The sequence below is a fragment of the Anaerosphaera aminiphila DSM 21120 genome, from assembly GCF_900129925.1.
In the GTDB taxonomy this organism is placed as follows: domain Bacteria; phylum Bacillota; class Clostridia; order Tissierellales; family Peptoniphilaceae; genus Anaerosphaera; species Anaerosphaera aminiphila.
Genome location: NZ_FQXI01000003.1, coordinates 26,375 through 50,780, shown reverse-complemented (window position 1 = coordinate 50,780; position 24,406 = coordinate 26,375). Strand labels below are relative to the sequence as shown.

The 24,406-nt window shown below is 33.0% G+C and carries 40 protein-coding genes; 38 read left to right on the top strand and 2 right to left on the bottom strand.

What is annotated here, in order from left to right:
* Window positions 1–7 precede the first annotated feature (7 nt).
* The 32 genes from BUB47_RS03475 (at window position 8) to rplQ (ending at window position 16,311) form a co-directional block, all read left to right on the top strand.
* Complete coding sequence (locus tag BUB47_RS03475; protein WP_073183815.1) at window positions 8–1,051, top strand: ribonucleotide-diphosphate reductase subunit beta; 1,044 nt, start codon at window positions 8–10, stop codon at window positions 1,049–1,051.
* A 176-nt stretch (window positions 1,052–1,227) separates the two neighbouring features.
* Window positions 1,228–1,944, top strand: a complete 717-nt coding sequence (locus BUB47_RS03470; RefSeq protein WP_234945624.1) for a C39 family peptidase — start codon at window positions 1,228–1,230, stop codon at window positions 1,942–1,944.
* 554 nt (window positions 1,945–2,498) lie between these two features.
* Window positions 2,499–2,816 carry a 30S ribosomal protein S10 gene (rpsJ, locus tag BUB47_RS03465; RefSeq protein ID WP_073183812.1) on the top strand — a complete coding sequence of 106 codons (318 nt, stop codon included), beginning with the start codon at window positions 2,499–2,501 and terminating at the stop codon, window positions 2,814–2,816.
* Window positions 2,817–2,875: 59 nt separating this feature from the next.
* Entirely contained in the window at window positions 2,876–3,508 is a 633-nt protein-coding gene (gene rplC, locus BUB47_RS03460) for a 50S ribosomal protein L3 (RefSeq protein ID WP_073183811.1), read from the top strand.
* Between the two features lie 17 nt (window positions 3,509–3,525).
* Entirely contained in the window at window positions 3,526–4,149 is a 624-nt protein-coding gene (gene rplD, locus BUB47_RS03455; protein ID WP_073183809.1) for a 50S ribosomal protein L4, read from the top strand.
* Window positions 4,149–4,439, top strand: coding sequence for a 50S ribosomal protein L23 (rplW, locus tag BUB47_RS03450; protein WP_073183807.1), 291 nt, complete (start codon window positions 4,149–4,151; stop codon window positions 4,437–4,439). Before rplD ends, rplW begins: the two co-directional genes overlap by 1 nt.
* A 15-nt stretch (window positions 4,440–4,454) precedes the next feature.
* Window positions 4,455–5,285, top strand: a complete 831-nt coding sequence (gene rplB / locus BUB47_RS03445) for a 50S ribosomal protein L2 (RefSeq protein ID WP_073183805.1) — start codon at window positions 4,455–4,457, stop codon at window positions 5,283–5,285.
* A 14-nt stretch (window positions 5,286–5,299) separates the two neighbouring features.
* A complete protein-coding gene (gene rpsS / locus BUB47_RS03440) occupies window positions 5,300–5,587 on the top strand; it encodes a 30S ribosomal protein S19 (protein ID WP_073183803.1) in 288 nt (95 codons plus the stop codon).
* A gap of 14 nt (window positions 5,588–5,601) precedes the next feature.
* Entirely contained in the window at window positions 5,602–5,937 is a 336-nt protein-coding gene (gene rplV, locus BUB47_RS03435) for a 50S ribosomal protein L22 (protein WP_073183801.1), read from the top strand.
* 11 nt (window positions 5,938–5,948) lie between these two features.
* Entirely contained in the window at window positions 5,949–6,701 is a 753-nt protein-coding gene (rpsC, locus tag BUB47_RS03430) for a 30S ribosomal protein S3 (protein WP_073183799.1), read from the top strand.
* 26 nt (window positions 6,702–6,727) lie between these two features.
* On the top strand, window positions 6,728–7,159 hold the full coding sequence (rplP, locus tag BUB47_RS03425) for a 50S ribosomal protein L16 (RefSeq protein WP_073183797.1): 432 nt from the start codon (window positions 6,728–6,730) through the stop codon (window positions 7,157–7,159).
* A complete protein-coding gene (rpmC, locus tag BUB47_RS03420) occupies window positions 7,149–7,355 on the top strand; it encodes a 50S ribosomal protein L29 (protein WP_073183795.1) in 207 nt (68 codons plus the stop codon). Before rplP ends, rpmC begins: the two co-directional genes overlap by 11 nt.
* A 4-nt stretch (window positions 7,356–7,359) precedes the next feature.
* Complete coding sequence (rpsQ, locus tag BUB47_RS03415; protein ID WP_073183793.1) at window positions 7,360–7,614, top strand: 30S ribosomal protein S17; 255 nt, start codon at window positions 7,360–7,362, stop codon at window positions 7,612–7,614.
* A 20-nt stretch (window positions 7,615–7,634) separates the two neighbouring features.
* Complete coding sequence (rplN, locus tag BUB47_RS03410; protein ID WP_073183791.1) at window positions 7,635–8,003, top strand: 50S ribosomal protein L14; 369 nt, start codon at window positions 7,635–7,637, stop codon at window positions 8,001–8,003.
* A 15-nt stretch (window positions 8,004–8,018) separates the two neighbouring features.
* The gene (gene rplX / locus BUB47_RS03405) at window positions 8,019–8,327 is read left to right on the top strand and encodes a 50S ribosomal protein L24 (RefSeq protein ID WP_073183789.1); all 309 of its coding nucleotides are present in this window, start codon (window positions 8,019–8,021) and stop codon (window positions 8,325–8,327) included.
* Between the two features lie 11 nt (window positions 8,328–8,338).
* Complete coding sequence (gene rplE, locus BUB47_RS03400; protein ID WP_073183788.1) at window positions 8,339–8,881, top strand: 50S ribosomal protein L5; 543 nt, start codon at window positions 8,339–8,341, stop codon at window positions 8,879–8,881.
* A gap of 16 nt (window positions 8,882–8,897) precedes the next feature.
* Window positions 8,898–9,083, top strand: a complete 186-nt coding sequence (locus BUB47_RS03395) for a type Z 30S ribosomal protein S14 (RefSeq protein ID WP_073183786.1) — start codon at window positions 8,898–8,900, stop codon at window positions 9,081–9,083.
* A 30-nt stretch (window positions 9,084–9,113) separates the two neighbouring features.
* The gene (gene rpsH, locus BUB47_RS03390; protein ID WP_073183784.1) at window positions 9,114–9,509 is read left to right on the top strand and encodes a 30S ribosomal protein S8; all 396 of its coding nucleotides are present in this window, start codon (window positions 9,114–9,116) and stop codon (window positions 9,507–9,509) included.
* Window positions 9,510–9,524: 15 nt separating this feature from the next.
* On the top strand, window positions 9,525–10,061 hold the full coding sequence (gene rplF, locus BUB47_RS03385; RefSeq protein WP_073183782.1) for a 50S ribosomal protein L6: 537 nt from the start codon (window positions 9,525–9,527) through the stop codon (window positions 10,059–10,061).
* A gap of 17 nt (window positions 10,062–10,078) precedes the next feature.
* Entirely contained in the window at window positions 10,079–10,441 is a 363-nt protein-coding gene (gene rplR / locus BUB47_RS03380; RefSeq protein WP_073183780.1) for a 50S ribosomal protein L18, read from the top strand.
* Window positions 10,442–10,456: 15 nt separating this feature from the next.
* Window positions 10,457–10,963 (top strand): 30S ribosomal protein S5, encoded by a 507-nt coding sequence (gene rpsE, locus BUB47_RS03375; RefSeq protein WP_073183778.1) that lies wholly within the window; start codon window positions 10,457–10,459, stop codon window positions 10,961–10,963.
* 15 nt (window positions 10,964–10,978) lie between these two features.
* Window positions 10,979–11,146: a 50S ribosomal protein L30 gene (rpmD, locus tag BUB47_RS03370; RefSeq protein WP_073183776.1), complete on the top strand. Its 168-nt coding sequence runs from the start codon at window positions 10,979–10,981 to the stop codon at window positions 11,144–11,146.
* Between the two features lie 13 nt (window positions 11,147–11,159).
* A complete protein-coding gene (rplO, locus tag BUB47_RS03365; RefSeq protein WP_073183774.1) occupies window positions 11,160–11,609 on the top strand; it encodes a 50S ribosomal protein L15 in 450 nt (149 codons plus the stop codon).
* Window positions 11,609–12,889, top strand: coding sequence for a preprotein translocase subunit SecY (secY, locus tag BUB47_RS03360; protein ID WP_073183772.1), 1,281 nt, complete (start codon window positions 11,609–11,611; stop codon window positions 12,887–12,889). Before rplO ends, secY begins: the two co-directional genes overlap by 1 nt.
* Window positions 12,890–12,901: 12 nt before the next feature.
* The gene (locus BUB47_RS03355) at window positions 12,902–13,546 is read left to right on the top strand and encodes an adenylate kinase (RefSeq protein ID WP_073183771.1); all 645 of its coding nucleotides are present in this window, start codon (window positions 12,902–12,904) and stop codon (window positions 13,544–13,546) included.
* 3 nt (window positions 13,547–13,549) lie between these two features.
* Complete coding sequence (locus BUB47_RS03350; protein WP_073183769.1) at window positions 13,550–13,804, top strand: KOW domain-containing protein; 255 nt, start codon at window positions 13,550–13,552, stop codon at window positions 13,802–13,804.
* 19 nt (window positions 13,805–13,823) lie between these two features.
* A complete protein-coding gene (gene infA / locus BUB47_RS03345) occupies window positions 13,824–14,042 on the top strand; it encodes a translation initiation factor IF-1 (RefSeq protein WP_073183767.1) in 219 nt (72 codons plus the stop codon).
* 28 nt (window positions 14,043–14,070) lie between these two features.
* Complete coding sequence (gene rpmJ / locus BUB47_RS03340) at window positions 14,071–14,184, top strand: 50S ribosomal protein L36 (protein ID WP_005957387.1); 114 nt, start codon at window positions 14,071–14,073, stop codon at window positions 14,182–14,184.
* Window positions 14,185–14,200: 16 nt separating this feature from the next.
* Complete coding sequence (gene rpsM, locus BUB47_RS03335; RefSeq protein WP_073183766.1) at window positions 14,201–14,563, top strand: 30S ribosomal protein S13; 363 nt, start codon at window positions 14,201–14,203, stop codon at window positions 14,561–14,563.
* Window positions 14,564–14,575: 12 nt separating this feature from the next.
* Entirely contained in the window at window positions 14,576–14,971 is a 396-nt protein-coding gene (gene rpsK, locus BUB47_RS03330) for a 30S ribosomal protein S11 (RefSeq protein ID WP_073183764.1), read from the top strand.
* 38 nt (window positions 14,972–15,009) lie between these two features.
* Window positions 15,010–15,957, top strand: coding sequence for a DNA-directed RNA polymerase subunit alpha (locus tag BUB47_RS03325; RefSeq protein ID WP_073183762.1), 948 nt, complete (start codon window positions 15,010–15,012; stop codon window positions 15,955–15,957).
* A 12-nt stretch (window positions 15,958–15,969) separates the two neighbouring features.
* Entirely contained in the window at window positions 15,970–16,311 is a 342-nt protein-coding gene (rplQ, locus tag BUB47_RS03320; RefSeq protein WP_073183760.1) for a 50S ribosomal protein L17, read from the top strand.
* Between the two features lie 92 nt (window positions 16,312–16,403).
* On the opposite strand, the gene BUB47_RS03315 is transcribed toward rplQ, so the two are convergent.
* Complete coding sequence (locus BUB47_RS03315; RefSeq protein ID WP_073183758.1) at window positions 16,404–17,345, bottom strand: LysR family transcriptional regulator; 942 nt, start codon at window positions 17,343–17,345, stop codon at window positions 16,404–16,406.
* Between the two features lie 265 nt (window positions 17,346–17,610).
* Between BUB47_RS03315 and BUB47_RS03310 the strand changes: the two genes are divergently transcribed.
* From BUB47_RS03310 to BUB47_RS03295, 4 genes are read left to right on the top strand one after another with little or no spacing between them, the layout of a single operon-like run.
* Window positions 17,611–18,462, top strand: coding sequence for a DUF6282 family protein (locus BUB47_RS03310; RefSeq protein ID WP_073183756.1), 852 nt, complete (start codon window positions 17,611–17,613; stop codon window positions 18,460–18,462).
* 12 nt (window positions 18,463–18,474) lie between these two features.
* Window positions 18,475–19,473, top strand: a complete 999-nt coding sequence (locus tag BUB47_RS03305) for a TRAP transporter substrate-binding protein (RefSeq protein WP_073183755.1) — start codon at window positions 18,475–18,477, stop codon at window positions 19,471–19,473.
* A gap of 30 nt (window positions 19,474–19,503) precedes the next feature.
* The gene (locus tag BUB47_RS03300; protein WP_073183752.1) at window positions 19,504–19,995 is read left to right on the top strand and encodes a TRAP transporter small permease; all 492 of its coding nucleotides are present in this window, start codon (window positions 19,504–19,506) and stop codon (window positions 19,993–19,995) included.
* On the top strand, window positions 19,995–21,278 hold the full coding sequence (locus tag BUB47_RS03295) for a TRAP transporter large permease (RefSeq protein ID WP_073183750.1): 1,284 nt from the start codon (window positions 19,995–19,997) through the stop codon (window positions 21,276–21,278). The genes BUB47_RS03300 and BUB47_RS03295 overlap by 1 nt, the downstream gene beginning before the upstream one ends.
* Before the next feature lie 56 nt (window positions 21,279–21,334).
* Here the strand turns inward: BUB47_RS03295 and BUB47_RS03290 are convergent, their stop codons facing one another.
* Window positions 21,335–22,351, bottom strand: coding sequence for a PTS sugar transporter subunit IIC (locus BUB47_RS03290; RefSeq protein ID WP_073183748.1), 1,017 nt, complete (start codon window positions 22,349–22,351; stop codon window positions 21,335–21,337).
* Window positions 22,352–22,538: 187 nt separating this feature from the next.
* Here BUB47_RS03290 and BUB47_RS03285 point away from each other — a divergent pair, with 187 nt between their 5' ends.
* The gene (locus BUB47_RS03285; protein WP_073183746.1) at window positions 22,539–23,420 is read left to right on the top strand and encodes a substrate-binding domain-containing protein; all 882 of its coding nucleotides are present in this window, start codon (window positions 22,539–22,541) and stop codon (window positions 23,418–23,420) included.
* Between the two features lie 121 nt (window positions 23,421–23,541).
* A complete protein-coding gene (locus tag BUB47_RS03280) occupies window positions 23,542–24,405 on the top strand; it encodes a substrate-binding domain-containing protein (protein ID WP_073183745.1) in 864 nt (287 codons plus the stop codon).
* Window position 24,406 lies beyond the last annotated feature (1 nt).

Genomic DNA, 24,406 nt, shown 5'->3' with positions numbered 1-24,406 from the left:
AGGAATTATGGAACAATTAAAGAGAAAAGATTTATTTAATGAAAAAGGTGACATTGAACTCAATAAGAGAAGAATGATAAATGGAAACACTACAAATTTAAATGACTTTAACAATATGAAATACACTTGGGTAAGTGATTGGTACAGACAGGCAATGAACAACTTTTGGATACCTGAGGAAATAAATTTAACTCAAGATATTAAAGACTATAGAAATTTAGAACCAGATGAAAAGGCGGCTTATGATAAAATACTTTCATTTTTAATATTTTTAGACAGTCTTCAAACAGCAAACCTTCCAAGCATTGGAGAGTATATTACAGCGAATGAAATAAATTTATGCCTTACAATTCAAGCTTATCAGGAAGCTATTCACTCTCAAAGTTATGGATATATTCTAGATACTATCTGTTCCCCTGAAGAGAGAAGTGAAATACTCTATCAGTGGAAAGATGATCCAGTGCTTCTAGCTAGAAATAAGTTTATTGGAGATAAGTACAATGACTTCTACAATGACAGAACAGCTTTTAACTTGGCAAAAACTGCTATTGCAAACTATATATTGGAAGGAATATATTTTTATTCCGGATTTATGTTCTTTTATTCACTGGGCAGAATAGGAAAGATGCCGGGAACAGTTCAGGAGATTAGATATATAAATAGAGATGAAAATACTCACTTGTGGCTTTTTAGATCTATTATATTAGAATTAAAAAAAGAAGAGCCTGAATTATTTACAGCTGAAAACATTGAACTCTACAGAGAGATGATTAGACAAGGTGTTGAAGAAGAAATTAAATGGGGCAAATACGTAATAGGAGATAACATCAAGGGACTTAGCATGAACATGGTGGAAGACTATATTAAGTATTTGGGCAACTTAAGATGTAAGGGACTTGGATTTGAACCATTATATGAAGGTTATGACAAAGAACCTGATTCAATGAAGTGGGTAAGTGAATATTCAGACCCTAACGCAATAAAAACAGACTTTTTTGAAGCGAAAGTTTCAGCTTATTCTAAGTCAAGTGTAATAGAAGATGACCTGTAAAAATATGGAAATAGAAAAATATTTTAGATTTAAAAAATAAATATTTACAAATATATGCCTTCTAACTTATAATACGAAAGTAATATAAATTAGGAGGCGATATTATTAAAAAGTTATTACTTACAGTAGTCTTGTCAACTGTGTTATTAACAGGTTGTAACAAGGCGGAAGAAAAAGTGCTTGGAAATTATTCCGATGAGATGAAAATACCTTATGTAGAGGACTTTTCAAAAGAAGATGGAGCAGATTCAGTAGAGAGAACGGCAGACCATAAAGGGTCGCCATATTTTTCAAACGTAGACTTTTACAATGCAAAGTCCGACGATCATTTAACAATTTTATCAAACTTTAAAACACAGCAACAAAGCTCTGAATGGTCATGTGGAATTAGTTCACTACTAATGAATTTAAATTACTATAATAAATTGGGAGATTGGAATGAGTATTCACTTTCTGAACTGAGACCACAGGGGTTAAATCCTGAAGGTTCATCACTTTCGGATTTAATAGAAGTAATGGGAAAAGTTGGTGGGTTTACTATTGAAAGTGCAAAGGACTTCAAGGACAAAGAAGAGTTGCAGTCAAAGTTTACACTGGAGTACATTCAAGAAAATTTAAAAAACGGAAATCCAATTATGGTTGGATGGAACGACTGGGGAGGACATTGGCAGACAATAATAGGTTATGACACTATGGGAACAGAAACAACTCAAGACGACGTAATAATAGTTGCAGACCCTTATGACACAACAGATCACAATCAAGATGGATATGGAGTTTATCCTGCAGAGAGATTTTATTATAACTTTAACTTTTATAACTTCTTTGAAGAAAAAGAAGGAGAAAACAATAATTACATGCAATATTTAATAATAAAGCCTGAAGAAAATTAAGTATATAGATGTATTTAATTAAATAGGTAAAATTTAAAGATATAAACTATAGTCCTCTTTTCAAAGCAAAATAAAGTAGAAGAGGGGCTATTTTTAATTTAAATAATAATTTAAATAAGCAAATTTTAAAATAAAAATAAAATATTTTTATGAATTGTGAATAAAACTTGACAACACTTTAAATTTAATATATAAATATTAAGTTAGGCAAAGTTTAGATATAGTCAAGTAAGAGCATGATAATTGAGCTGAAATTTATTGGGAAACTAAGTAATAAAATTTTATTGGAAAAGTTTCAATAAAGGCTTTACATCACGCTTTTATTAAGATATAATGTTTAAGCGTTTGAAATGAAATAGTTTGCTGTGATTTCATAAGTTGCTTGGAGTCTTGTGGAAAAAAGGGAACCAAGGTAATTATGGATGAGAAGTCTAACACGATTTAGGCGAAGGGTTATTTTTTCTTTATTTTACTTCCAAAATGAAACACCAGGAAGTGTGTATCGGTAACCCTATCTCGCAAAAGCAATTAACTATGCGAATAGGAGGGTAATTATGTCAAACAATGGAAAACAAAAAATTAGAATCAGACTTAAAGCTTATGATCATGAACTTTTAGACAATTCCGCTTCAAGGATTGTGGATGCTGCAAAACAAACAGGTGCTACTGTATCTGGGCCAATTCCACTTCCAACAGAAAAGGAAATTATAACAATACTAAGAGCTGTTCATAAGTACAAAGATTCAAGAGAACAATTTGAGCAAAGAACTCACAAACGTCTTATTGATATTATAAATCCAAATCAAAAGACTGTTGATTCACTAATGAAGCTCAACTTACCAGCTGGTGTTGATATTGAAATTAAGCTATAAATAATTGTTCTTTATAAGATTGCAAAAGCAATCCGCTGTAAAAATTAGGAGGTGCAACATTGAAATTTTTAATTGGAAAAAAGATTGGAATGACTCAAATCTTTGATGAAGAAGGTACAGTTACTCCTGTAACAGTTATTGAGGCAGAACCAAATGTAGTTGTTCAAAAGAAAACTAATGAAACTGACGGATACAACGCCGTTCAAGTTGCTACGGGTTATGTTAAGGAAAGAAGAGTTAACAAACCTTTAAAGGGACACTACGACAAGGCAGGAGTTGAATACAAGAAATACACTAGAGAGTTCAGAACAGATGAAGTTGAAAATTATTCACTAGGTGATGAAATTAAAGTAGACTTATTTGCTGTTGGAGAATTTGTAGATGCTACAGGTACTTCAAAAGGTAAGGGAACTCAAGGTGTTATTAAGAGGCATGGTTTTTCAAGAGGACGTGAAAGTCATGGTTCTAAATTCCACAGAATGCCTGGTGGTATGGGTGCTGCTTCTTATCCGGGAAAAGTATTTAAAAATCACAGAATGGCTGGGAAGATGGGTAATGAGCAAGTTACAGTTCAAAATCTTGAAATTGTTAGAGTTATTGCAGACAAAAACTTAATTCTTGTTAAGGGAGCAATACCGGGACCTAAAAAGGGAACAATAACATTAAAAGAGACTGTTAAGGCTCATAAGTAGTGAAAGGAGGGTATAACATGCCTAAGATTCAAGTTGTCAATATGGAAGGAAATCCAGTTGAAGAAATTGAACTAAATGAAAATATATTTGACATTGATATAAATGAACACGCTGTGTACCTTGTTGTTAAAAATATTTTAGCAAACAAAAGACAGGGAACTAAATCTGCAAAAACCAGAGCGGAAGTTCGTGGTGGCGGAAGAAAACCTTGGAGACAAAAGGGAACAGGCCGTGCACGTCAAGGTAGTATAAGATCTCCACAATGGAGAGGTGGCGGAGTTGTATTTGCACCAAAGCCAAGAGATTATTCTTACACTACACCTAAGAAAGTAAGAAGAATAGCACTAAAGAGCGCGCTTACTTCTAAAGTACGTGAAAATGAAATAATTGTAGTTGACAATATAAACATGGAAGAAATAAAGACAAAGAACTTTGTTAAGATGCTAAATGCAGTAAAATCTGACAAAAAAGCTCTAGTAGTTATTTCAGAAAATGATAAAAATGTATTTAGATCTGCTAGTAACCTTGCAGATGTTAAAACTACAACTGCTGATATGATAAATGTTTATGATATTTTAAAATACAATTCATTTATTATAACTAAGGATGCTCTTAAAGTAGTTGAGGAGGTGTTTAACTAATGAATGTATACGATATAGTTAGAAAACCAATCGTCACTGAAAAAAGTATGGACGATATGGAAAGAGGAAATTATACATTTGTAGTTGACAAAAATGCTACAAAACTTGAAATTAAAAATGCGATAGAAGAAATTTTTGACGTAAAAGTTCAAAGGGTAAACACTATGAATATGCGTGGAAAAATGAAGAGACAAGGTGTTCATCAAGGAAGACGTTCATCTTGGAAAAAAGCTATTGTTAAACTTTCTGAGGATTCTAAATCTATTGAATTCTTTGAGGGTATGGAATAATTAGGAGGTAAAAAGATGGCGATAAAAGGATTTAAACCAACTTCTCCTGCTCTAAGAGAGATGACTGTCTCAACATTTGAAGAGATTACAAAAAAGACACCAGAAAAAAGTCTTACAATAAATCTAAAGACAAATGCCGGAAGAAATGCACAAGGTAGAATAACATCAAGACATAGAGGCGGCGGAGTTAAGAGAAGATATAGAATAATCGATTTTAAAAGAAGCAAAGATGGAATACCTGCTAAAGTTGCTTCTATAGAATATGATCCATACAGAACAAGCTACATTGCACTTTTAAATTATGCAGATGGAGAAAAGAGATATATTTTAGCTCCTCATAACTTAAAAGTAGGAGATGTAATTGAATCTGGAGAAAATGCGGACATCAAAGTTGGAAATGCTTTGAAACTTAGAAATATGCCAGTTGGTACTATTGTACACAACGTAGAGATGACTCCAGGAAAAGGTGGACAGTTAGCAAGATCTGCCGGTACTGAAGTTCAACTTATGGCAAAAGAAGGAAAATATGCTCAATTAAAATTACCTTCAGGTGAATTTAGACTAGTTAGTCTTGACTGTAAAGCTACAGTAGGTCAAGTTGGCAACTTGTCTCATGAACTTATAACTCTAGGTAAAGCTGGAAAGAGCAGATATTTAGGACAAAGACCTCACGTTAGAGGTTCAGCAATGAACCCTGTTGATCACCCTCACGGTGGTGGAGAAGGTAGAGCGCCAATAGGTAGACCTTCACCAATGACTCCTTGGGGTAAACCAGCACTTGGTCTTAAAACTAGAAAGAAAAACAAGAAGAGTAATCAGTATATAGTAAGAAGAAGAACAAAGTAAGCGGGAGGGGAAAAATGAGTAGATCAGTTAAAAAAGGACCTTTTGCAGATAAACATTTGCTTAAGAAAGTTGATGCATTAAACGAAACTAATGAAAAAAAAGTTATAAAGACTTGGTCTCGCCGCTCCACAATATTTCCTGAAATGGTATCACATACTATTGCAGTGCATGACGGTAGAAAGCATGTACCAATATACATTACAGAAGATATGGTAGGTCATAAGCTTGGGGAATTTGTTCCTACAAGAACTTATAGAGGCCATGTGGGCAAGAACGAAAAAACTACTGGAATGAAAAAATAGGGAAGGGGATTAATATGGAAGCAAGAGCAATTGCTAAATATGTTAGAATCTCACCGTTAAAGGTGAATTATATATGTGCTGAAGTTCGTGGGAAACAAGTTGACGAAGCCCTTTCAATCCTAAAGTTCACTCCTAAAAGAGGAGCTAAGGAATTATACAAAGTGCTTAATTCTGCAGTAGCTAATGCTGAAAACAACTTAAATTTAAATAGAGATGACCTTATTGTAAAGGTTGCATATGCTAATGATGGACCTACAATGAAAAGATTTCACCCTAAAGCAAAGGGAATGGCTTATCCAATACTAAAGAGATCAAGTCATATCGGCATTGTAGTAGCAGAAAGAGAGTAGGAGGTTAGAGAATGGGCCAAAAAGTTAACCCACATGGACTTCGTGTTGGTATAATTAAGGATTGGGATTCAAAATGGTATGCTAATAAAAAAGACTTTGCAGCTTTATTATTAGAAGATGACAAAGTTCGTAAATATATAAAGAAAAAACTTTATACAGCTGGAATTTCTAAAATTGAAATAGAAAGAGCTGCAAATAAAGTAAAAATTTCAATTTACACAGCTAAACCTGGTATGGTTATCGGACGTGGCGGTGCAGGAATTGAAGAGTTGAGAACTGAACTTGAAAAATTAACTGGAAAGAGTATTGTTTTAAACGTTGAAGAAATTAGAAATCAAGAATTAGATGCTCAACTAGTAGCTGAATCAATTGCAGAATCGCTTGAAAGACGTGTATCTTTTAGACGTGCTATGAAACAAGCTATTCAAAGAACAATGAGAGCTGGAGCACTTGGAATAAAGACATCAGTGGCTGGACGTGTTGGCGGTGCTGACATGGCAAGAACTGAAGGCTATTCAGAGGGAACTATTCCTCTACAAACTTTAAGAGCGGACATAGACTATGGTTTTGCAGAAGCAGATACAACTTATGGTAAATTAGGTGTTAAAGTTTGGTTATACAAAGGTGAAGTTCTTCAAGGAAAAGTAGATGAAAAGAAAAACACTAGAGATAACAAGAGAAAAAGACCACAAAATAGAGATAATAGAAATAACAACAATAAGAAAAATTTTAAAACTGATTCCAGAAATAAAGCTCAAAATTAAGCTGTGGAAGAAAGGAGGAAACATTTATGTTAATGCCTAAGAGAGTAAAATATCGTAGAGTTCATAGAGGCAGAATGAAGGGTAAAGCACTACGTGGAAATACGCTTACTTACGGAGAATACGGACTTCAAGCTCTTGAACCTGCGTGGATTACTTCAAATCAAATAGAAGCGGCACGTCGTGCTATGACAAGATATATAAAAAGAGGTGGGAACATTTGGATTAAAATATTTCCAGATAAACCTGTTACTGAAAAACCAGCAGAAACTCGTATGGGTTCCGGTAAGGGAGCACCATCTTATTGGGTATCTGTAGTAAAACCTGGCCGTATAATGTTTGAAATGAGTGGGGTTAGTGAGGAAATAGCTAGAGAAGCTATGAGACTTGCTGCTATGAAATTACCAATAAAAACTAAATTTGTAATGAGAGAAAAGGATGGTGAATCAAATGAAGACTAAGGAAATTCGCCAGATGTCAAGTGAAGAATTAAATAAGAAACTTAACGAATTAAAGAATGAGCTGTTCAACTTGAGATTTAGGTTGGCGACTGGTCAACTTGATAACCCATTAAGCATAAGAATCGTAAAAAAAGATATCGCCAGAGTAATGACTATTATTAGACAGCGCGAACTTGAAATGGGAAAGGAGGCTTAATCGCATGGAAAGAAACAATAGGAAGACAATTGTTGGTACGGTAGTAAGTGATAAAATGGACAAAACGATTGTAGTGGCTGTTGAATCATTTGCAACTCATCCCATTTATAAAAAGAGATTTAAAAAGACTGCGAAATTCAAAGCTCATGATGAGCAAAATGAATGTGGTATTGGCGATAAAGTAAAACTAATGGAGACAAGACCACTTAGCAAAGACAAGAGATGGAGATTAGTAGATATTATTGAAAAAGCTAGATAATCTTAAGAAGGAGGAAGCTCATGATTCAACAAGAAAGTAGGATGCGTGTTGCTGATAATTCCGGAGCGAAAGAACTACTTGTCATAAAGGTACTTGGTGGAACGAATAGAAGGACAGCAAATATCGGAGACATAGTAGTGTGTTCAGTTAAACAAGCAACACCGGGAGGCGTTGTCAAAAAAGGCAGCATTGTAAGAGCTGTTATTGTTAGAACATCTAAGGGAATTAGCCGTAAAGACGGTTCATATATAAAATTTGATGATAATGCGGCAGTTATTATAAAAGAAGACAAAAGTCCTGTAGGTACTCGTATCTTCGGACCTGTTACCAGAGAACTTCGAGGAGATAATTTCATGAAGATAATTTCTCTGGCACCAGAAGTACTCTAACCAGGAGGTAGTGAAATGCGTATTAAAAAAGGTGATACAGTAAAAGTAATTGCCGGAAAGGACAAGGGTAAAACCGGTAAAGTATTGAAGACTTTTCCTAAAGAAGATAGAGTTATCGTGGAAAAAGTTAATATAGTTACAAAACATATGAAGCCAAGAGGACCTCAAAGTCCAGGTGGAATAGAGAAACAAGAGGCAGCAATTCATGTTTCAAATGTAATGTATTTTGATACTAGTTCTAATAAGGCAACAAAACTCGGATACAAAATAGAAGATGGCAAAAAAATTAGATTCAAAAAATCTGATGGCCAAACAATAAAGTAAGGAGGTAAAAGATGACTTCCAGATTAAAGGAAAAATACGAAGACGAAGTAACAAAATATATGATAGAGAAATTCGAGTATGAAAATGTTATGCAAGTTCCAAAACTTGAAAAAATAACAATTAACATTGGATTAGGAGAGGCGAAAGACAATCCTAAGGCACTTGAATCAGCTCTAAAAGATTTAACTATTATAGCAGGACAAAAACCTGTTGTAACAATAGCTAAAAAATCTATTGCAAACTTTAAATTGCGTGAAGGAAATAAAATTGGCTGTAAAGTAACTTTACGTGGTCAAAAGATGTATGACTTCTTAGACAAGTTGATGAACGTGGCTCTACCAAGAGTAAGAGACTTTAGAGGAGTTAAACCAACAGCTTTTGATGGCAGAGGAAATTATGCACTGGGATTAAAAGAACAGTTAATTTTCCCTGAAATTGAATACGATGAAGTTGATACTATTAGAGGTATGGACGTAGTAATTGTAACTACAGCTAATACAGATGAAGAAGCTAAAGCTTTCCTTGAAAAAATGGGAATGCCATTTGCTAAGTAATTAGGAGGTAAAATTTGTGGCAAAAAAATCAATGATTGCTAAACAAAAAAGAAAACCAAAATATAGCTCTCGTGCATACACAAGATGCAGTATTTGTGGAAGACCACACTCTGTTTTAAAGAAATATGGAATTTGTAGAATTTGTTTTAGAGAATTGGCATACAAAGGACAAATTCCAGGAGTTAGAAAAGCTAGTTGGTAATTCTACCATCGGGAAAGGAGGCAATAAATTATGATGACAGACCCAATTGCAGATATGCTTACAAGAATCAGAAACGGCAATAATGCAAAACATAAATCTGTTGATATTCCAGCTTCAAATATTAAAAAAGAAATATCTGAGATTCTTCTCAATGAAGGATATATCAAAAATTATGAAGTGATTGATGATGACAAACAAGGTATCATTAGAATAGATTTTAAGTACGGAGAAAATCAAGAAAAGGTTATTAGTGGAATAAAGAGAATTTCTAAACCAGGACTAAGAGTTTATGTTCATTGTGAAGATGTTCCTAAAGTACTTGGAGGACTTGGAATTGCAATAATTTCAACTTCCAAAGGAATATTGACAGACAAAGAAGCAAGAGCTAATAGTGTTGGCGGAGAAGTTATTTGTTACGTTTGGTAAACAGGAGGTGTTAACATGTCAAGAATCGGTAGAAAACCAATTGAAATCCCAAATGGTGTAGAAGTTAAACTTCAAGATAATACTGTTACAGTAAAAGGACCAAAGGGACAATTAGTTCAAAGTTTTGATCGTGACATGATTATTGAATTAGACAATAATGTTTTAACTGTTAATAGACCAAGCGATAACAAAGAACACAAGGCAATGCATGGTTTAGTTAGAACACTAATTGACAATATGATAATCGGTGTTACAGAAGGATATGCTAAAGAATTAGAAATTATTGGAACAGGATATAGAGCTGCTAAAAGCGGAAATAAACTTGCTTTAACTTTAGGTTTTTCACACCCATTGGAGTTAGAAGACCCTGAGGGAATTCAAGTTGAAGTACCTGCTCCTACAAAAATTATAATTTCTGGAATAGATAAACAAAAGGTAGGAGCATATGCTGCTCATATCAGAGGATATAGAGAACCAGAACCTTACAAAGGTAAGGGTATTAAGTACGTTGATGAACATGTAAGACGTAAAGTAGGAAAAACAGGTAAGTAATAGGAGGAGAATAAATAGTGTTTAATAAAGTTGATAGAAATGCAAATAGAATAAAAAGACACAAGAGAATTAGAAATAAAATCTCCGGAACTGGAACTTGCCCAAGATTGACTGTTTATAGATCAGATGCACATATCTATGCTCAAATAATAGATGATGAAATAGGAAACACATTAGTTTCTGCTTCAACACTTGATAAATCGTTAGATTTTACAAGCACAAAAAATATTGAAGCTGCTAAAAAAATAGGTGAAACTATTGCAAAACGTGCAATTGATGCAGGCATAGAAGAAGTTGTATTTGACAGATCCGGATATATATATCACGGTCGTATAAAAGCACTTGCAGAAGCAGCAAGAGAAGCTGGACTTAAATTCTAAAGAAGGAGGGGAAAAATGGAACGTTCATTAATAAACGCAGCAGAATTCGATCTAGAAGAGAGAGTTGTAGCAATAAATAGAGTTGCTAAGGTAGTTAAGGGTGGTAGAAATTTTAGATTTTCAGCTTTAGTGGTTGTAGGCGATCGCAATGGACATGTGGGAGTTGGAACTGGAAAAGCACTAGAAGTGCCTGAAGCTATTAGAAAAGCTACTCAAGATGCTAAAAAGCACCTTATTGAAGTTAATTTATTAGAAACTTCTATCCCTCATCAAGTAACTGGAGTATTCGGCTCAGGTAGAGTATTTTTAAAACCAGCTAGTGCCGGTACTGGAGTTATTGCAGGTGGAACAGTTCGTGCAGTTTGCGAGCTTGCAGGGATCAGTGATATTCGTACTAAAAACCTTGGATCAAACAATCCAAGAAACACAGTTAATGCAACTATAGATGCTCTATCTCAATTAAAGACAGTAGAATCTGTAGCAAGATTAAGAAATAAATCTGTAGACGAGATTTTAGGATAAGGGGGTAAACAAACTATGAAAATTAAGCTAGTAAAGAGCCCTATCGGAAAAATTGAAACTCATAAAAGAACTATAAAAGCACTTGGTCTTAGAAAGATAGGACAAGTTGTTGAAAAAGAAGATTCACCTCAAATTAGAGGAATGATTAGACAAGTATCTTATATGCTTGAAGTTGAAGAATAAGGAGGTGTGAAGCTTGAAATTACATGACTTACAACCTGCTGAAGGTGGCGGAGTAAAAACTCGAAAAAGAGTAGGTAGAGGAATTGGCTCAGGAACAGGAAAAACTTCTGGAAAAGGTCATAAAGGACAAAACGCACGTAGTGGCGGAGGAGTTAGACCTGGATTTGAAGGTGGTCAAATGCCATTATTCAGACGTCTACCAAAAAGAGGTTTCACAAATATATTCAAAAAAGAATATGCTGTAATAAATATTTCGGATTTAAATGCTTTTGAAGACGGTGCTGAAGTAACACCTGAAATTTTAATAAACTCTGGATTAATAAAAAAATCCAAGGCAAAAGACGGTGTTAGAATCCTTGGAAATGGAGAGATTAATGCTAAACTAAATGTTAAAGCTCAACATTTCTCAAAAACTGCAGCAGAAAAAATAGAAGCTGCGGGAGGAAAGGCCGAGGTGATTTAATGATTTCGACCTTTAAGAATGCTTGGAAAATACCTCAACTTAGAAAAAAGATGTTATTTACACTTTTTATGTTATTACTATATAGGTTGGGTTCTCACATTACCGTTCCATATATGAACGCACAAGTGATCAAGCAACTATTCACTGGAGCAAATCAAAGTGTATTTTCCTTGCTAGATTTAATGGCTGGAGGAAACTTTAGTAACTATACTATTTTTGCAGCTAATATATATCCATATATTACCGCATCAATAGTACTTCAACTTTTAACTATAGCTATACCTTCTCTTGAATCTTTAGCTAAAGAAGGAGAGACAGGAAGAAAAAAAATATCACAATATACTAGATACCTAGCAATAGGAATTGCGCTAGTACAAGCTATTGGATACACATTTGGAATATTCAGAACAGCTGTAGTAGCAGAGGGGATTTTACAAAACTCTGTAATTATTCTTTCTATTGTAGCTGGTACTGCCCTTCTAATTTATATGGGAGAGCAAATTACTGAACATGGTATAGGAAATGGTGTTTCACTGCTTATATTTGCAGGAATTATTACAAGATTCCCTACAGATATAATTCAATCTGTAGAAGCAGTTAAAGCGGGAATTGCAAGTCCTATATTCTTAGTGATATTTTTAATAGTTGTAATAGGAATAGTAATTTTTGTAGTAGCCTTAAATGAAGGTGAAAGAAGAATTCCTGTACAATATGCTAAAAGAGTAGTTGGAAGAAAAATGTATGGTGGACAATCAACTCATATACCTATTAAGGTTTTAATGAGTGGTGTAATGCCAATAATTTTCACAAACTCTCTAATTGCAATACCGGCAACTATAGCAATGTTCATGAAGAACGAATCTACAAAAAGATGGATTATGAAATACTTTACAACTTCTGGTACGCCGGGACTTGTATTAAATATAGTTTTAACAGTATTGTTGATAATATTCTTTACGTACTTTTACAGTACAATTCAATTTAACACAGTTGAATATTCAAAGAGTTTACAACAAAATGGTGGTTTTATACCGGGAATTAGACCAGGAAAGCCAACAAGTGACTATTTACAAAGAACACTTAATAGACTTGTTTTACCGGGAGCTATTGCTCTTGCAATATTATCAGTACTTCCTACAATTTTGACTAGAATATCAGGATTGCAGTTTAACTATGGGGGTACAAGCGTTATAATTATTGTTGGTGTAGTACTTGAAACTACAAGAGTATTGGAACAACAAATGCTGATGAGACATTACAAAGGATTCTTAAACAAATAGGAGGAAATTATAATGAAGTTAGTTATTTTAGGACCTCCAGGAGCAGGTAAGGGTACTCAAGCAGATTTTATAATTAAGAAATACAATATACCTCATATTTCTACTGGAGATATTTTTAGAGAAAATATAAAAAATAATACTGAACTGGGAAAGAAAGCTAAGGCCTATATGGACAAGGGACTTTTAGTACCAGATGAAGTAGTAATAGAAATAGTTCAAGATAGAATAGTAAAAGATGACTGTAAAGACGGTTTTTTATTAGATGGATTTCCAAGAACTGTAGCTCAAGCAGTAAGTCTTGACGCAGAACTTGATAAATTGGGAACTAAGCTTGATAGAGTAATTAATATAAATGTAGATCAAAGCATATTAGTTGATAGAGCAGTAGGTAGAAGAATATGTAAAACTTGTGGTGCTACTTATCATATAAAATACAATCCTCCAAAAGTTGAGGGAATTTGTGATATAGATCAAACTCCTTTAATTCAAAGAGATGACGACGTTAAAGAGACAGTAGAAACCAGAATACAAGTATATTTTGATCAAACATCACCTCTAATTGACTACTATCACGCCCAAGGACTTTTATTAGACATTGATGGAGACCAAGACATAAAAAAAGTATTTGAAGATATAGTACAGGGTTTAAATAATTAAAATATGGATAAAACTTTTTTTATAGAAGTTGGACAAGTTGTTAAATCAAAGGCAGGTAGAGACATCGGTGAAATATTTTTAGTCTATGAAGTTTTAGATGACAATTATGTTTTGATAGTTGACGGAAAGACGAGAAAACTAAATAAACCTAAGAAGAAAAAAATTAAACACTTAATGATCTATAAAGATATAGTAAATTTAAAAGTGGATAATTTAAACGACAGCTATGTGAGAAAATCGCTAAAAATTTATAGCTAAAGAAAAGGAGGACCTTGTAATGGCTAAAGAAGATGTAATAGAAGTAGAAGGAGTAGTAGTTGATGCACTTCCTAATACTAATTTTAAAGTTAAGTTGGAAAATGGGCATATAATACTTGCACATATTTCTGGAAAACTTAGAATGCATTATATAAGAATACTTCCAGGAGATAAGGTAACCGTTGAATTGTCACCTTATGATTTGACAAGAGGTAGAATCACTTGGAGGAAAAAATAGATAATCCTGAAATTTAGGAGGGATACAAATGAAAGTTAGACCATCTGTTAAGAAGATGTGCGAAAAATGTAAGATAATAAAGAGAAATGGAAGAGTAATGGTCATTTGCGAAAATCCAAAGCATAAGCAAAGACAAGGATAAGAGGAGGCTATAATTAATGGCAAGAATTGCTGGTATTGACTTACCCAGAGAAAAACGCGTTGAAATTGGTCTTACTTATATCTATGGAATCGGCAGAAAAAGATCACAAGAAATATTAAACAATGCTGATGTAAATTTTGATACAAGAGTAAAAGACTTAACCGAATCAGAACTTGCTCGCATAAGAGATGAAATAGATAAATACCATGTAGAGGGAGATTTACGTCGTGATGTTGCTATGAACATTAAACGACTTAGAGAAATCAACTGCTACAGAGGTGTAAGACACAAAAGAGGGCTTCCTGTTAGAGGTCAAAGAACAAAGACAAACGCAAGAACAAGAAAAGGTCCTAAGAAATTAGTATCTAAGAAAAAGTAAGGGGGGATTCACATGGCTAAGAAACAAAAATCAACACGTGTTAGAAGAAGAGAACGTAAAAACATTGAAAAAGGTCAAGCACATATAGCTTCAACCTTTAATAATACAATGGTAACTCTAACAGATGTAAGCGGTAATGTTATTTCTTGGGCAAGTGCAGGACAACTTGGATTTAGAGGTTCAAGAAAATCCACACCCTTTGCTGCACAAGAAGCTGCTGAAGAAGCTGCAAACAAAGCTAAAGAACATGGTTTAAAATCAGTAGAAGTATTTGTAAAAGGACCAGGTTCTGGAAGAGAAGCTGCAATAAGATCATTACAAGCTTCAGGACTTGAAGTTACAATGATAAAAGATATAACACCAATTCCACATAATGGATGTAGACCACCTAAACGTAGGAGAGTTTAATTATCACACTCCTAGTTAACCCATAAAGGAGGGTACCCATGATAGAGATAGAAAAGCCAAGCATTAATATTGTTGAATTAGATGATTCTGGTGTATACGGGAAATTTGTAGTGGAACCTCTTGAAAGTGGATATGGCATTACAATAGGAAACTCTCTAAGAAGAGTTCTTCTTTCCTCTCTACCTGGATCAGCAGTATCGTTTGTAAACATCAGAGGTGTTGAACATGAATTTGATACAATGCCAGGTGTACTAGAAGACGTTCCTCAAATTATTCTCAATATAAAAGGTATTGTTTTAAGAACAGATGAAACGGAACCTGTAAAAGTTATTATTGAGAAAAAAGGAGAGGGAGAACTTTTAGCTTCAGACATTCAAGTAGGACCAGAAGTAGAGATTGTAAATTTAGATCACCATATAGCCACATTAAATGAAGATGCAGATATATATATGGAATTGACAATAGAAAAAGGTCGCGGATATGAGCCTTCAGAGCTAAAAAAAGATGAAATTACTGAAATCGGAGTAATTCCAATTGACTCAAGCTATACACCAATAAAAAAAGTAAACTGGAAAGTTGAAAATACAAGAGTAGGTCAACGAACTGACTATGATAGATTAATTCTAGAAGTTACTACAGACGGTTCAATGAATGCTGATGAAGCTACATCTCTTGCGGCAAAAATTCTAACAGAACACTTAAATTTATTTATAGGTCTTACTGAACATGTAAACGACGTAAATATAATGGTGGAAAAAGAAGAAGATCAAAAAGAAAAAGTTTTAGAAATGACAGTTGAAGAACTTGATCTTTCAGTTAGAAGCTTTAATTGTTTAAAACGAGCAAATATAAATACAGTTGAAGAACTTACAAAAAAATCTGAAGACGATATGATGAAAGTTAGAAATCTAGGGAAGAAATCTCTAGAAGAAGTTCAACATAAACTTGCTGAACTAGGATTAAGTTTAAGACAGGAAGACGAATAAAGGAGGGTTAAAATGGCAAAGTTAAGAAAGCTTGGACTCCCAACATCTCATAGAAAAGCCATGCTTAGAAATCTTGTGACTTCACTACTAAGAGAAGATAAAATTGTCACAACAGTAACACGTGCAAAAGAAACAAGAAGAATGGCAGAAAAGATGATTACCTTAGGTAAACGTGGAGATCTTCACGCTAGAAGACAAGCTCTTTCATATATTTATGATGAAGACGTTGTAACAAAGCTATTTGAAGAGATTGCCCCTAAATATCAAGATCGAAATGGTGGATACACTAGAATTTTAAAACTAGGACCTCGCCGTGGAGATGGAGCAGAAGAGGCAATACTTGAATTAATATAAAAAAGAAACACCTAAGTGTTTCTATAAGACAATGGCAAACTATGATAATGAATTTCTGGTTTGTCATTTTTTTATACAATTTTTTATAATATTTATATTTCCATTAACTTTAGTGCTTCAGATTTTAAAATTTCAGAAAAAGATTTAATGTAAAAGGGCAATTCTACATCTTTGTGATGGACTAAGTCCATTCTTAAAGGATAGTTAAAATTTTTAATTGGAAATATGTAAATTTCATTATCTTTGCACATTGAATTATGTTCATGAACTCTAACAGATAGCATTTTAGGAATTAATCCAGCTGTAATTCCTGACTGACAAAGTAGTATATGTACATCACAATCACTAATATAATATGGAGTTTTTTTTAATTTAATTCCATATGTCAATAAATGCTGTTCTATTACTAAGTTTAGAGCTCCAGTTTCATAATAAAGAGAAAATGGAACTTCTGAAAAATCAGTTAAATCAACACCGTTTTTAAATTTTTCAAGTTCTTTATTTCCAAAATATTTTTGGAAAAGTTCTTTACTAATAATTAAATGCATAGAATCATTAACTATAGGAGTAAATTGAAAGTTAGAATTTTGAGATGTGTTTATTCCTAAAAATAAGTCTACACTACCCTCTAGTAAATGTTCTTCTAAAATGACTGTATCGTTAACATAAAAAGAAACTTTTACATCGGGAAAATATTCATAATATTTTTTCAACACTTTAGGTAAAATCATTTGTGCTCTTGAAGTACTAATTCCTACAGTAAATTCACCTTTTTTACCTTCAGATATTTCTTTTAAATTCTTTCCCATATTATTTTCTATGGTATTTAAATTTCTCAAGTATTTAAGCATTATTTCACCTGTTGAAGTTAGATGAAAATATGGTTTTCTTTCAAATAATTTGACGTTAAATTCTTTTTCTAGACGTTTTATATGATCACTCACACATTGTTGAGTTACAAAAGCTTTTTCTGCTGCTTTACTTATACTTTGTTCTTCTGCAACTAACATAAAAATTTTATAATTTTGTTTCATTTTACTAACTCCAATCAAAAATATTTTAAATAATTTTATAAAAAATTTTAAGACAAAGATGTTTATATATGTACTACAAGTATATTCTTTAAAATAAATGTAAATAAAGGGATAATAGTAAATTATTTAATTTTGCTATCTCTTTAGTACAAGAATTTTCTTTGAATTTTAAAATAATTACTTGTTTTTAATTGTTCAACTCATATGATAATCTATATTTAGATATCTTGCAAGAATCTAATGTAAATTGTAATTTGGAGGAGTTATGGATAATAGAGAAAAAGCAATATCACTTTTAAAAGGAGGATATGACCTCCATGTTCACACTACACCGTCTCATATAGATAGGTTATTAGATGATATAGAGTTAGTAGAACAAGCAAATCACTATAAAATGGATGGGGTAATGATAAAAAATCACTATGAGTCTACAGCTGGAAGAGCTTCTTTAATAAATCATCATTTTACATTTAATACTAGAGCTTTGGGGGGAGTGGTGTTAAATTGGCCTGTAGGTGGAATTAATCCCTATGCAGTTGAAAGTGCTTTAAAATTGGGGGCAAAATTTGTATGGCTTCCCACCAGAGATTCTCTGCATTGCTTAAAATTTGGAGATATGAAAGGTGATTTTTTTAAAAGACCTGGAATTTCAATTTTAGATGATAAGGGAAAACTCATCTCTCCATTTTATGAAGTGTTAGAAGTTATAAAAAAATATGATGGTGTTTTAGCTACAGGCCATGTAAGTGTAGAAGAAAGTATTTTGGCTTGTGAGGAAGCAAGAAAACAGGGGGTAAAAACGGTATTAACACATCCTGATTGGTATAGAACTAAAGTTCCTAAATCAATTCAAGTAGAATTGGCAAAAAATGGAGTTAAAATAGAAAAACTATGGGCTAATTTGTCAGATGGAGATTGTAGTGCAGAAAGTATGATTGATAGCATTAAATCTATAGGAACATCAAGTGTGTTTATAAGTACCGACCGAGGGCAAAAAGATAAAGAAAATCCATTGGATTCTATTTTAAGTTTTATTGAGCTGTTATTAGATTACAATTTTACTGAAAGTGAAATAAAAGATATGGTTAGTAAGGTTCCAGAAGAGTTAGTTAAATAGGGGGGATATGAAATGCAAAAGTTAAAAAAAATATTGGTAGCGAGTTTATTACTATTAGTTTTAACATCTTGTTCAAGTAAAGAACCTAAATCGGATGTAAAAGTTTATCAAATTGGGTTTACAACTGCGGCTGTTGACAATGATCCATATTATATTTTTGCTAAAAACTTTTCAGACATAGTAAGTGAAAAGACGAATGGCAAAATTAAAATTGAAATAAAAGGAGGCGGACAGTTAGGGCAAGAAGGAGAGATGTTTACTGGAATGCAAATTGGAACTACAGATATGGCTGTAATGACCAATGCTTATATAAGTGGATATATACCAGCAGCTGGATTATTTGACCTACCTTTTATATTCAAAGACAATGAAACAGCAGCACGTGTATTAGATGGAAAAATTGGGTCAGATATTTTAAATGAGTATGATAATTATGGAGTTAAAGCACTTGGATATGGGGAAGGTGGATTTAGACACTTAGTAACTTCTGATAAAATAGTCCGTGAGCCATCTGATTTTAAAGGTTTAAAAATTCGCTGCATGGAAACAGAAAGTTATATTTCTACATATGCAGCTCTTGGAACAAATGCTGTACCTATGGCTTGGTCAGAAACAATAACAGGACTGCAACAGGGAACTATTGATGGATTGGACATACCAATAAGTGTAACTTATACTAATGGATTTCCTGATATTGCAAAATACTTAAACATGACAGGTCACTTTTACTCTCCACTAATTATATGTACATCAAAAGATTTATATGATTCATTAAGTGAAGATGAGCAAATAATATTAAGAGAATCAGCTGTTGAAGCAGGAAAATTATGTAGAGAACAAAACAAAGCTCTAGAAAAAACAATGCTTGAAGAAATGGAAAATCAAGGTATGACAGTTATTGAAGATATTGATTTAGATGCATTTCAAGAGGTGTTAGGTGATTTCTATGAAGACAGAGCTGAAACTATTGGAGGAACATATGTAAAGGACTTAATGAAGGAATTAAATTAAATACAATTTCATAAAAATAAGGGGGTACTTATGGAAACTTTAAATAAAATTAATTATTACATTGAAAAGATTTTAAGTGTTTTAATAGTTATTTCATTTTCTATTTTAATAATATCTTGTGTATTACAAGTATTTACTAGATTTGTATTGAATAATTCACTATCTTGGACTGAAGAATTGGCCAGGTATGCATTTATTTGGTCTAATTTATTGGGTGCTGCAGTGTGTACACAGAAGAATTCTCATGCAACTGTAACTATAATTACTGACATGTTATCAAAAAGAAAAAAAGCTATTTTAAATATTATAGTAAATATAATAGTTATTTTAGTTTGTTATGTACTTATAAGATATGGATTTAAGGTTGCGTTTGCAGTTAGGACACAACTCAGTCCTGCACTTCGAATTAGCATGATGTTAGTTTATTTAGCAGCTCCAATATCTGGGTTGTTAATAATGTTTTATTCAGTAGTACATTTATTTGAAGATATGGCATTAATATCTAATAAGGAGGGAAAATAATGGTTGGAATTATGTTTGCTCTAATGCTGGGGTTAATATTTATCGGAGTCCCTGTTGCATTTTCAATATTGGGTTCTGGAATATTTTTTCTTACAGTAACTGATATGAAACCACTCATGTTAGTAGCTCAAAGAGTTATTACAGGATTGGATTCTTTTCCCCTATTAGCTGTTCCATTATTTATCCTTGTAGGTGAATTGATGGATAGAGGGGGAATATCTAAACGAATGACAACGTGGGCAGAAAGTTTACTTGGCTGGCTACCGGGAGGTCTGGGAATTGTAACAATTGTCTCCTGTGCTATCTTTGCTGCACTGACTGGATCAGGACCTGCCACAGTAGCTGCAATTGGAGGAATAATGATTCCGTCACTTGTAAAAAATGGGTATTCACTAAAAACTGCGGCTGGAATGTCGGCAGCTGGAGGAGCTTTAGGTCCTATTATTCCTCCAAGTATACCAATGATAATTTATGGTGTAACTATGGGACTTTCAATACCAAAAATGTTTATTGCAGGAATAGTTCCTGGGATAATACTTATGTTGGTACTTATAGGTGTAAATATTGTAATAGCTCTTAAAAATCCTGAAATTTTAAAAAATAGAAGTAAAACTTTTTCAATAAAAGAAGTTTTAAAAAATACTTGGTCAGCATTAGGAGCACTACTTCTTCCAGTTATAATTTTAGGAGGAATTTATTCAGGGATTTTTACTCCTACAGAAGCTGCTGCAGTTGGTGTAGTTTATGCACTATTTGTTGGAATGTTTGTATATAAGGAATTTAAAATAAGTGATTTACCAAGTGCGCTTTTAAAATCAATGGGAACAGCTGCAATGGTAGATATAATAATAGCTGCTGCAAATTTATTGTCTTGGATTATGTCAGTTACAGAAGTTTCAACAATAATTGTTGCAAAACTTAGTACATTTATTAATAATCAATTTACTTATTTATTAATTTTAATGTTAATACTATTTATAGTAGGAGCGTTAATGGATACAGTGGCTGCAATAATAATATTAGCTCCTGTAATTGTTCCTCTGGGTATAGAACTTGGATTAGATCCTCTTCACCTTGGAATGATTTTTGTAATAAATTTAGTAATAGGATATGTAACTCCTCCTTTTGGATACAATTTATTTACAGCTAGTTCAATTACTGGACTTAAATTTAATGAAGTAGTAAGAGGTGTCCTGCCATTTCTTTTAGTTGAAATGGCGGCCGTAATGTTATTTGCATTTGTTCCGCAAATTATAATGTGGCTACCTAATTTGCTAGGATAAAAATAAACTGCTTTGGCTAATGTTAGTCAAGGCAGTTTATTTTTTAAGTTTTTATTTTATTGCAACTTCATATCTCCATCTTTTATATAATTTTTATTTTTCATAATTACATAGATTATATATGAAAGTATTGCAGGTAATAAAAATTGCAGTATTGTCATATTAAATAGTATTTTTGTAAATGGAACTCTATCAATCATTGCATTTATAGTGCCAATTTGCCCAACAAGCCCACATGTTCCCATTCCGGATCCTAAAGGAGTGTTTTCCATTTTCATAATTGTAGTGGAAATGGGTCCTAAAATAGCAGAGGCCAAAGTTGGCGGTATTAAAATTTTATAGTTTTTTATAATATTTGGCATTTGCAACATACTGGTTCCCAGACCTTGAGCTACAAGTCCCTCCACTCCATTGTCTTTAAAGGAGATTACGGCAAATCCAACCATTTGACAACAACACCCAACAGTTGCAGCTCCTCCTGCAAGTCCTGATAATGAAAGCATCATACATAGAGCCGCAGATGAAATTGGAAGGGTGAGTACAATACCCACTATTACAGAAACTACAATTCCCATTAAAATTGGTTGGGCATTTGTGGCAACCATAATTACTTCTCCAATACTTTGCATTATGTACTGTATTGGAGGACCTATAAAAGTTGCAACTGCTATCCCTATTAAAATTGTAACGGTAGGAGTTAGTATTATGTCTATTTTAGTTTCTTTTGATACAATTTTTCCAAATTCCACGGAAAATATTGTTGCAATAAATACTCCAACAGGTCCACCTAACTTATAACCTGCTATACCTACTAAAGTAGAGGAAAATAATACTAAGTCAGGTGCTTTTAGAGCATATGCAATTGATACTGCTATTGCTGGTCCGGTAGCTTCTTGTGCAATTGGCCATAAGACGTCTGTTAAAAATGCGATATGAAATTGTTGGCCTATTGTGTTTAGTATAGTTCCCACAAGTAGGGATGCAAATAGACCGTAGGCCATGGCTCCCATTGCATCAATGAAATAAGTTTTAAATGAGAAGTTGATACCTTTTTTTCTTAAAAATTTATCCATAATTCACCTCAAGTGTAGATTTAGTTATGAAATATTATAACATAGTTTTACAATTAGAATTTTATTAGTAGAATTTTATTAGGTAAACAATTAATTTACAAAAACTTTACACTCCCTAGCTTTTAAATTTACATTTTACTTATATAATTAACTTACGATAATGTTTTAATTTGAAAGGATGGAAAGAATGAAAAAAAGATTAAAGATGAAAGACCTTGGCGTTGTACTGTTAGCTTCAGTATCTTTGTTGTTAACAGCTTGTAATTCAAAAGATTCAAATGAAACTCCGCAAAATGAAAGCAATTCAGAACCGATTAGTGTAATATCAAGAGAACAGGGTTCAGGTACTAGAACAGCATTTGTGGAAATAACAGGAATACTTGAAAAGAATGACTCTGGAGAGGAAACAGATAACACATCTGAAGAGGCAACAGTTCAAAATTCAACTGAAGCAGTTTTAAATGCAGTGTCAAATGATAAAAACGCAATAGGCTACGTATCTTTAGGCTCTTTAAACGATACTGTGAAATCACTATTAGTTGACGGAGTGGAAGCCACAGCTGCTAATGTAAAAGATGGAAGTTATAAAATTCAAAGACCTTTTAATATAGTTTATAAAGATGGCGCATCTGCTGAAGTGCTGGATTTTTTAAAGTATATAGAAAGCGATGAAGGTCAAAAAGTTATTGAAGAAATGGGATATGTTTCCGATGTAAAGGGAATAACTTATGAGGCGTTAGACAGTAATGCAAAAATAACAATAGCAGGTTCAACTTCAATAACACCTTTAATGGAAAAACTAACTGAAGCTTATAAAGTATTTAATCCGAATTTTCAAGTGGACATTCAAGCTACAGGTTCTTCAGCAGGAGTTAAGTCAGTTCAAGAGGACTCCGCAGAAATAGGAATGGTTTCAAGAGAGTTAAAAGACTCAGAAAGTGATTTGAAATCAGCAGTAATAGCAAGAGACGGAATAGCAGTAATAGTAAATAAGGAAGCAGAAGTAGAAGATTTGAGTTTGGAAAAAATCAAAGATATATTTGAAGGGACACAGACCAGTTGGAAATAAAAGCAGATATATTTAGATTATATAAAAATAAATAAACTTAAAAGCAAGAGAAAAAAACAATTCTCTTGCTTTCTAATTTTCATATTATAGTATAATAAAGAGGGAGTTTTAATATGAGAGGATGAAAATAGTGGGAAGATATAAATCATCAAAAAATCTAGGAATTGTACTGTGTGCTATAATTATTGTGCTATTAAGTAGTTGTGCATCAAAGGATTCAAAGACAATTATTAATGTGATAACGAGAGAACAGGGTTCCGGAACTAGGACTGCGTTTATAGAAATCACAGGTGTACTTGAAAAGGATGGACAAGGAAGAGAAACAGACAATACTTATGAAGAAGCAGTAGTTCAAAATTCAACGGAAGCAGTTTTAAATGCAGTGTCAAATGATGAAAATGCAATAGGGTATATTTCCCTAGGATCATTAAATGATACAGTAAAAGCAGTTAAAGTTGATGGGGCAGAAGTGAATTCAGAGAACATAAAAAACGGAAGTTATAAAATTCAAAGGCCTTTTACTATGGTGTATAATAAGGATATATCAGAAGAGGCACTGGACTTTATAAAGTATATAGAAAGTGATGAAGGACAAAAAGTTGTTGAAGATATGGGATATGTTTCCGATATGAGGGGAATAACCTATGAAACAACAAATAGCGAGGCAAAAATCACAATAGCCGGTTCAACTTCAGTATCACCCTTAATGGAAAAGCTTGTTGAAAACTACAAGAAATTCAACCCAAAATTTAAGGCTGATATTCAAGCAACAGGTTCTTCAGCAGGAATAAAGTCTGTACAAGAGGGTTCGGCAGAAATGGGAATGTCTTCAAGAGAGTTAAAGGATTCTGAAATAGAATTAAATTCTTCTATTATAGCAAGAGATGGAATAGCTGTAGTTGTAAATAAAGATGCACCAGTAGAAGATTTGAGTTTGGAAAAAATTAAAGATATATTTGAGGGAAAGTTAACTAGTTGGGAGTGAA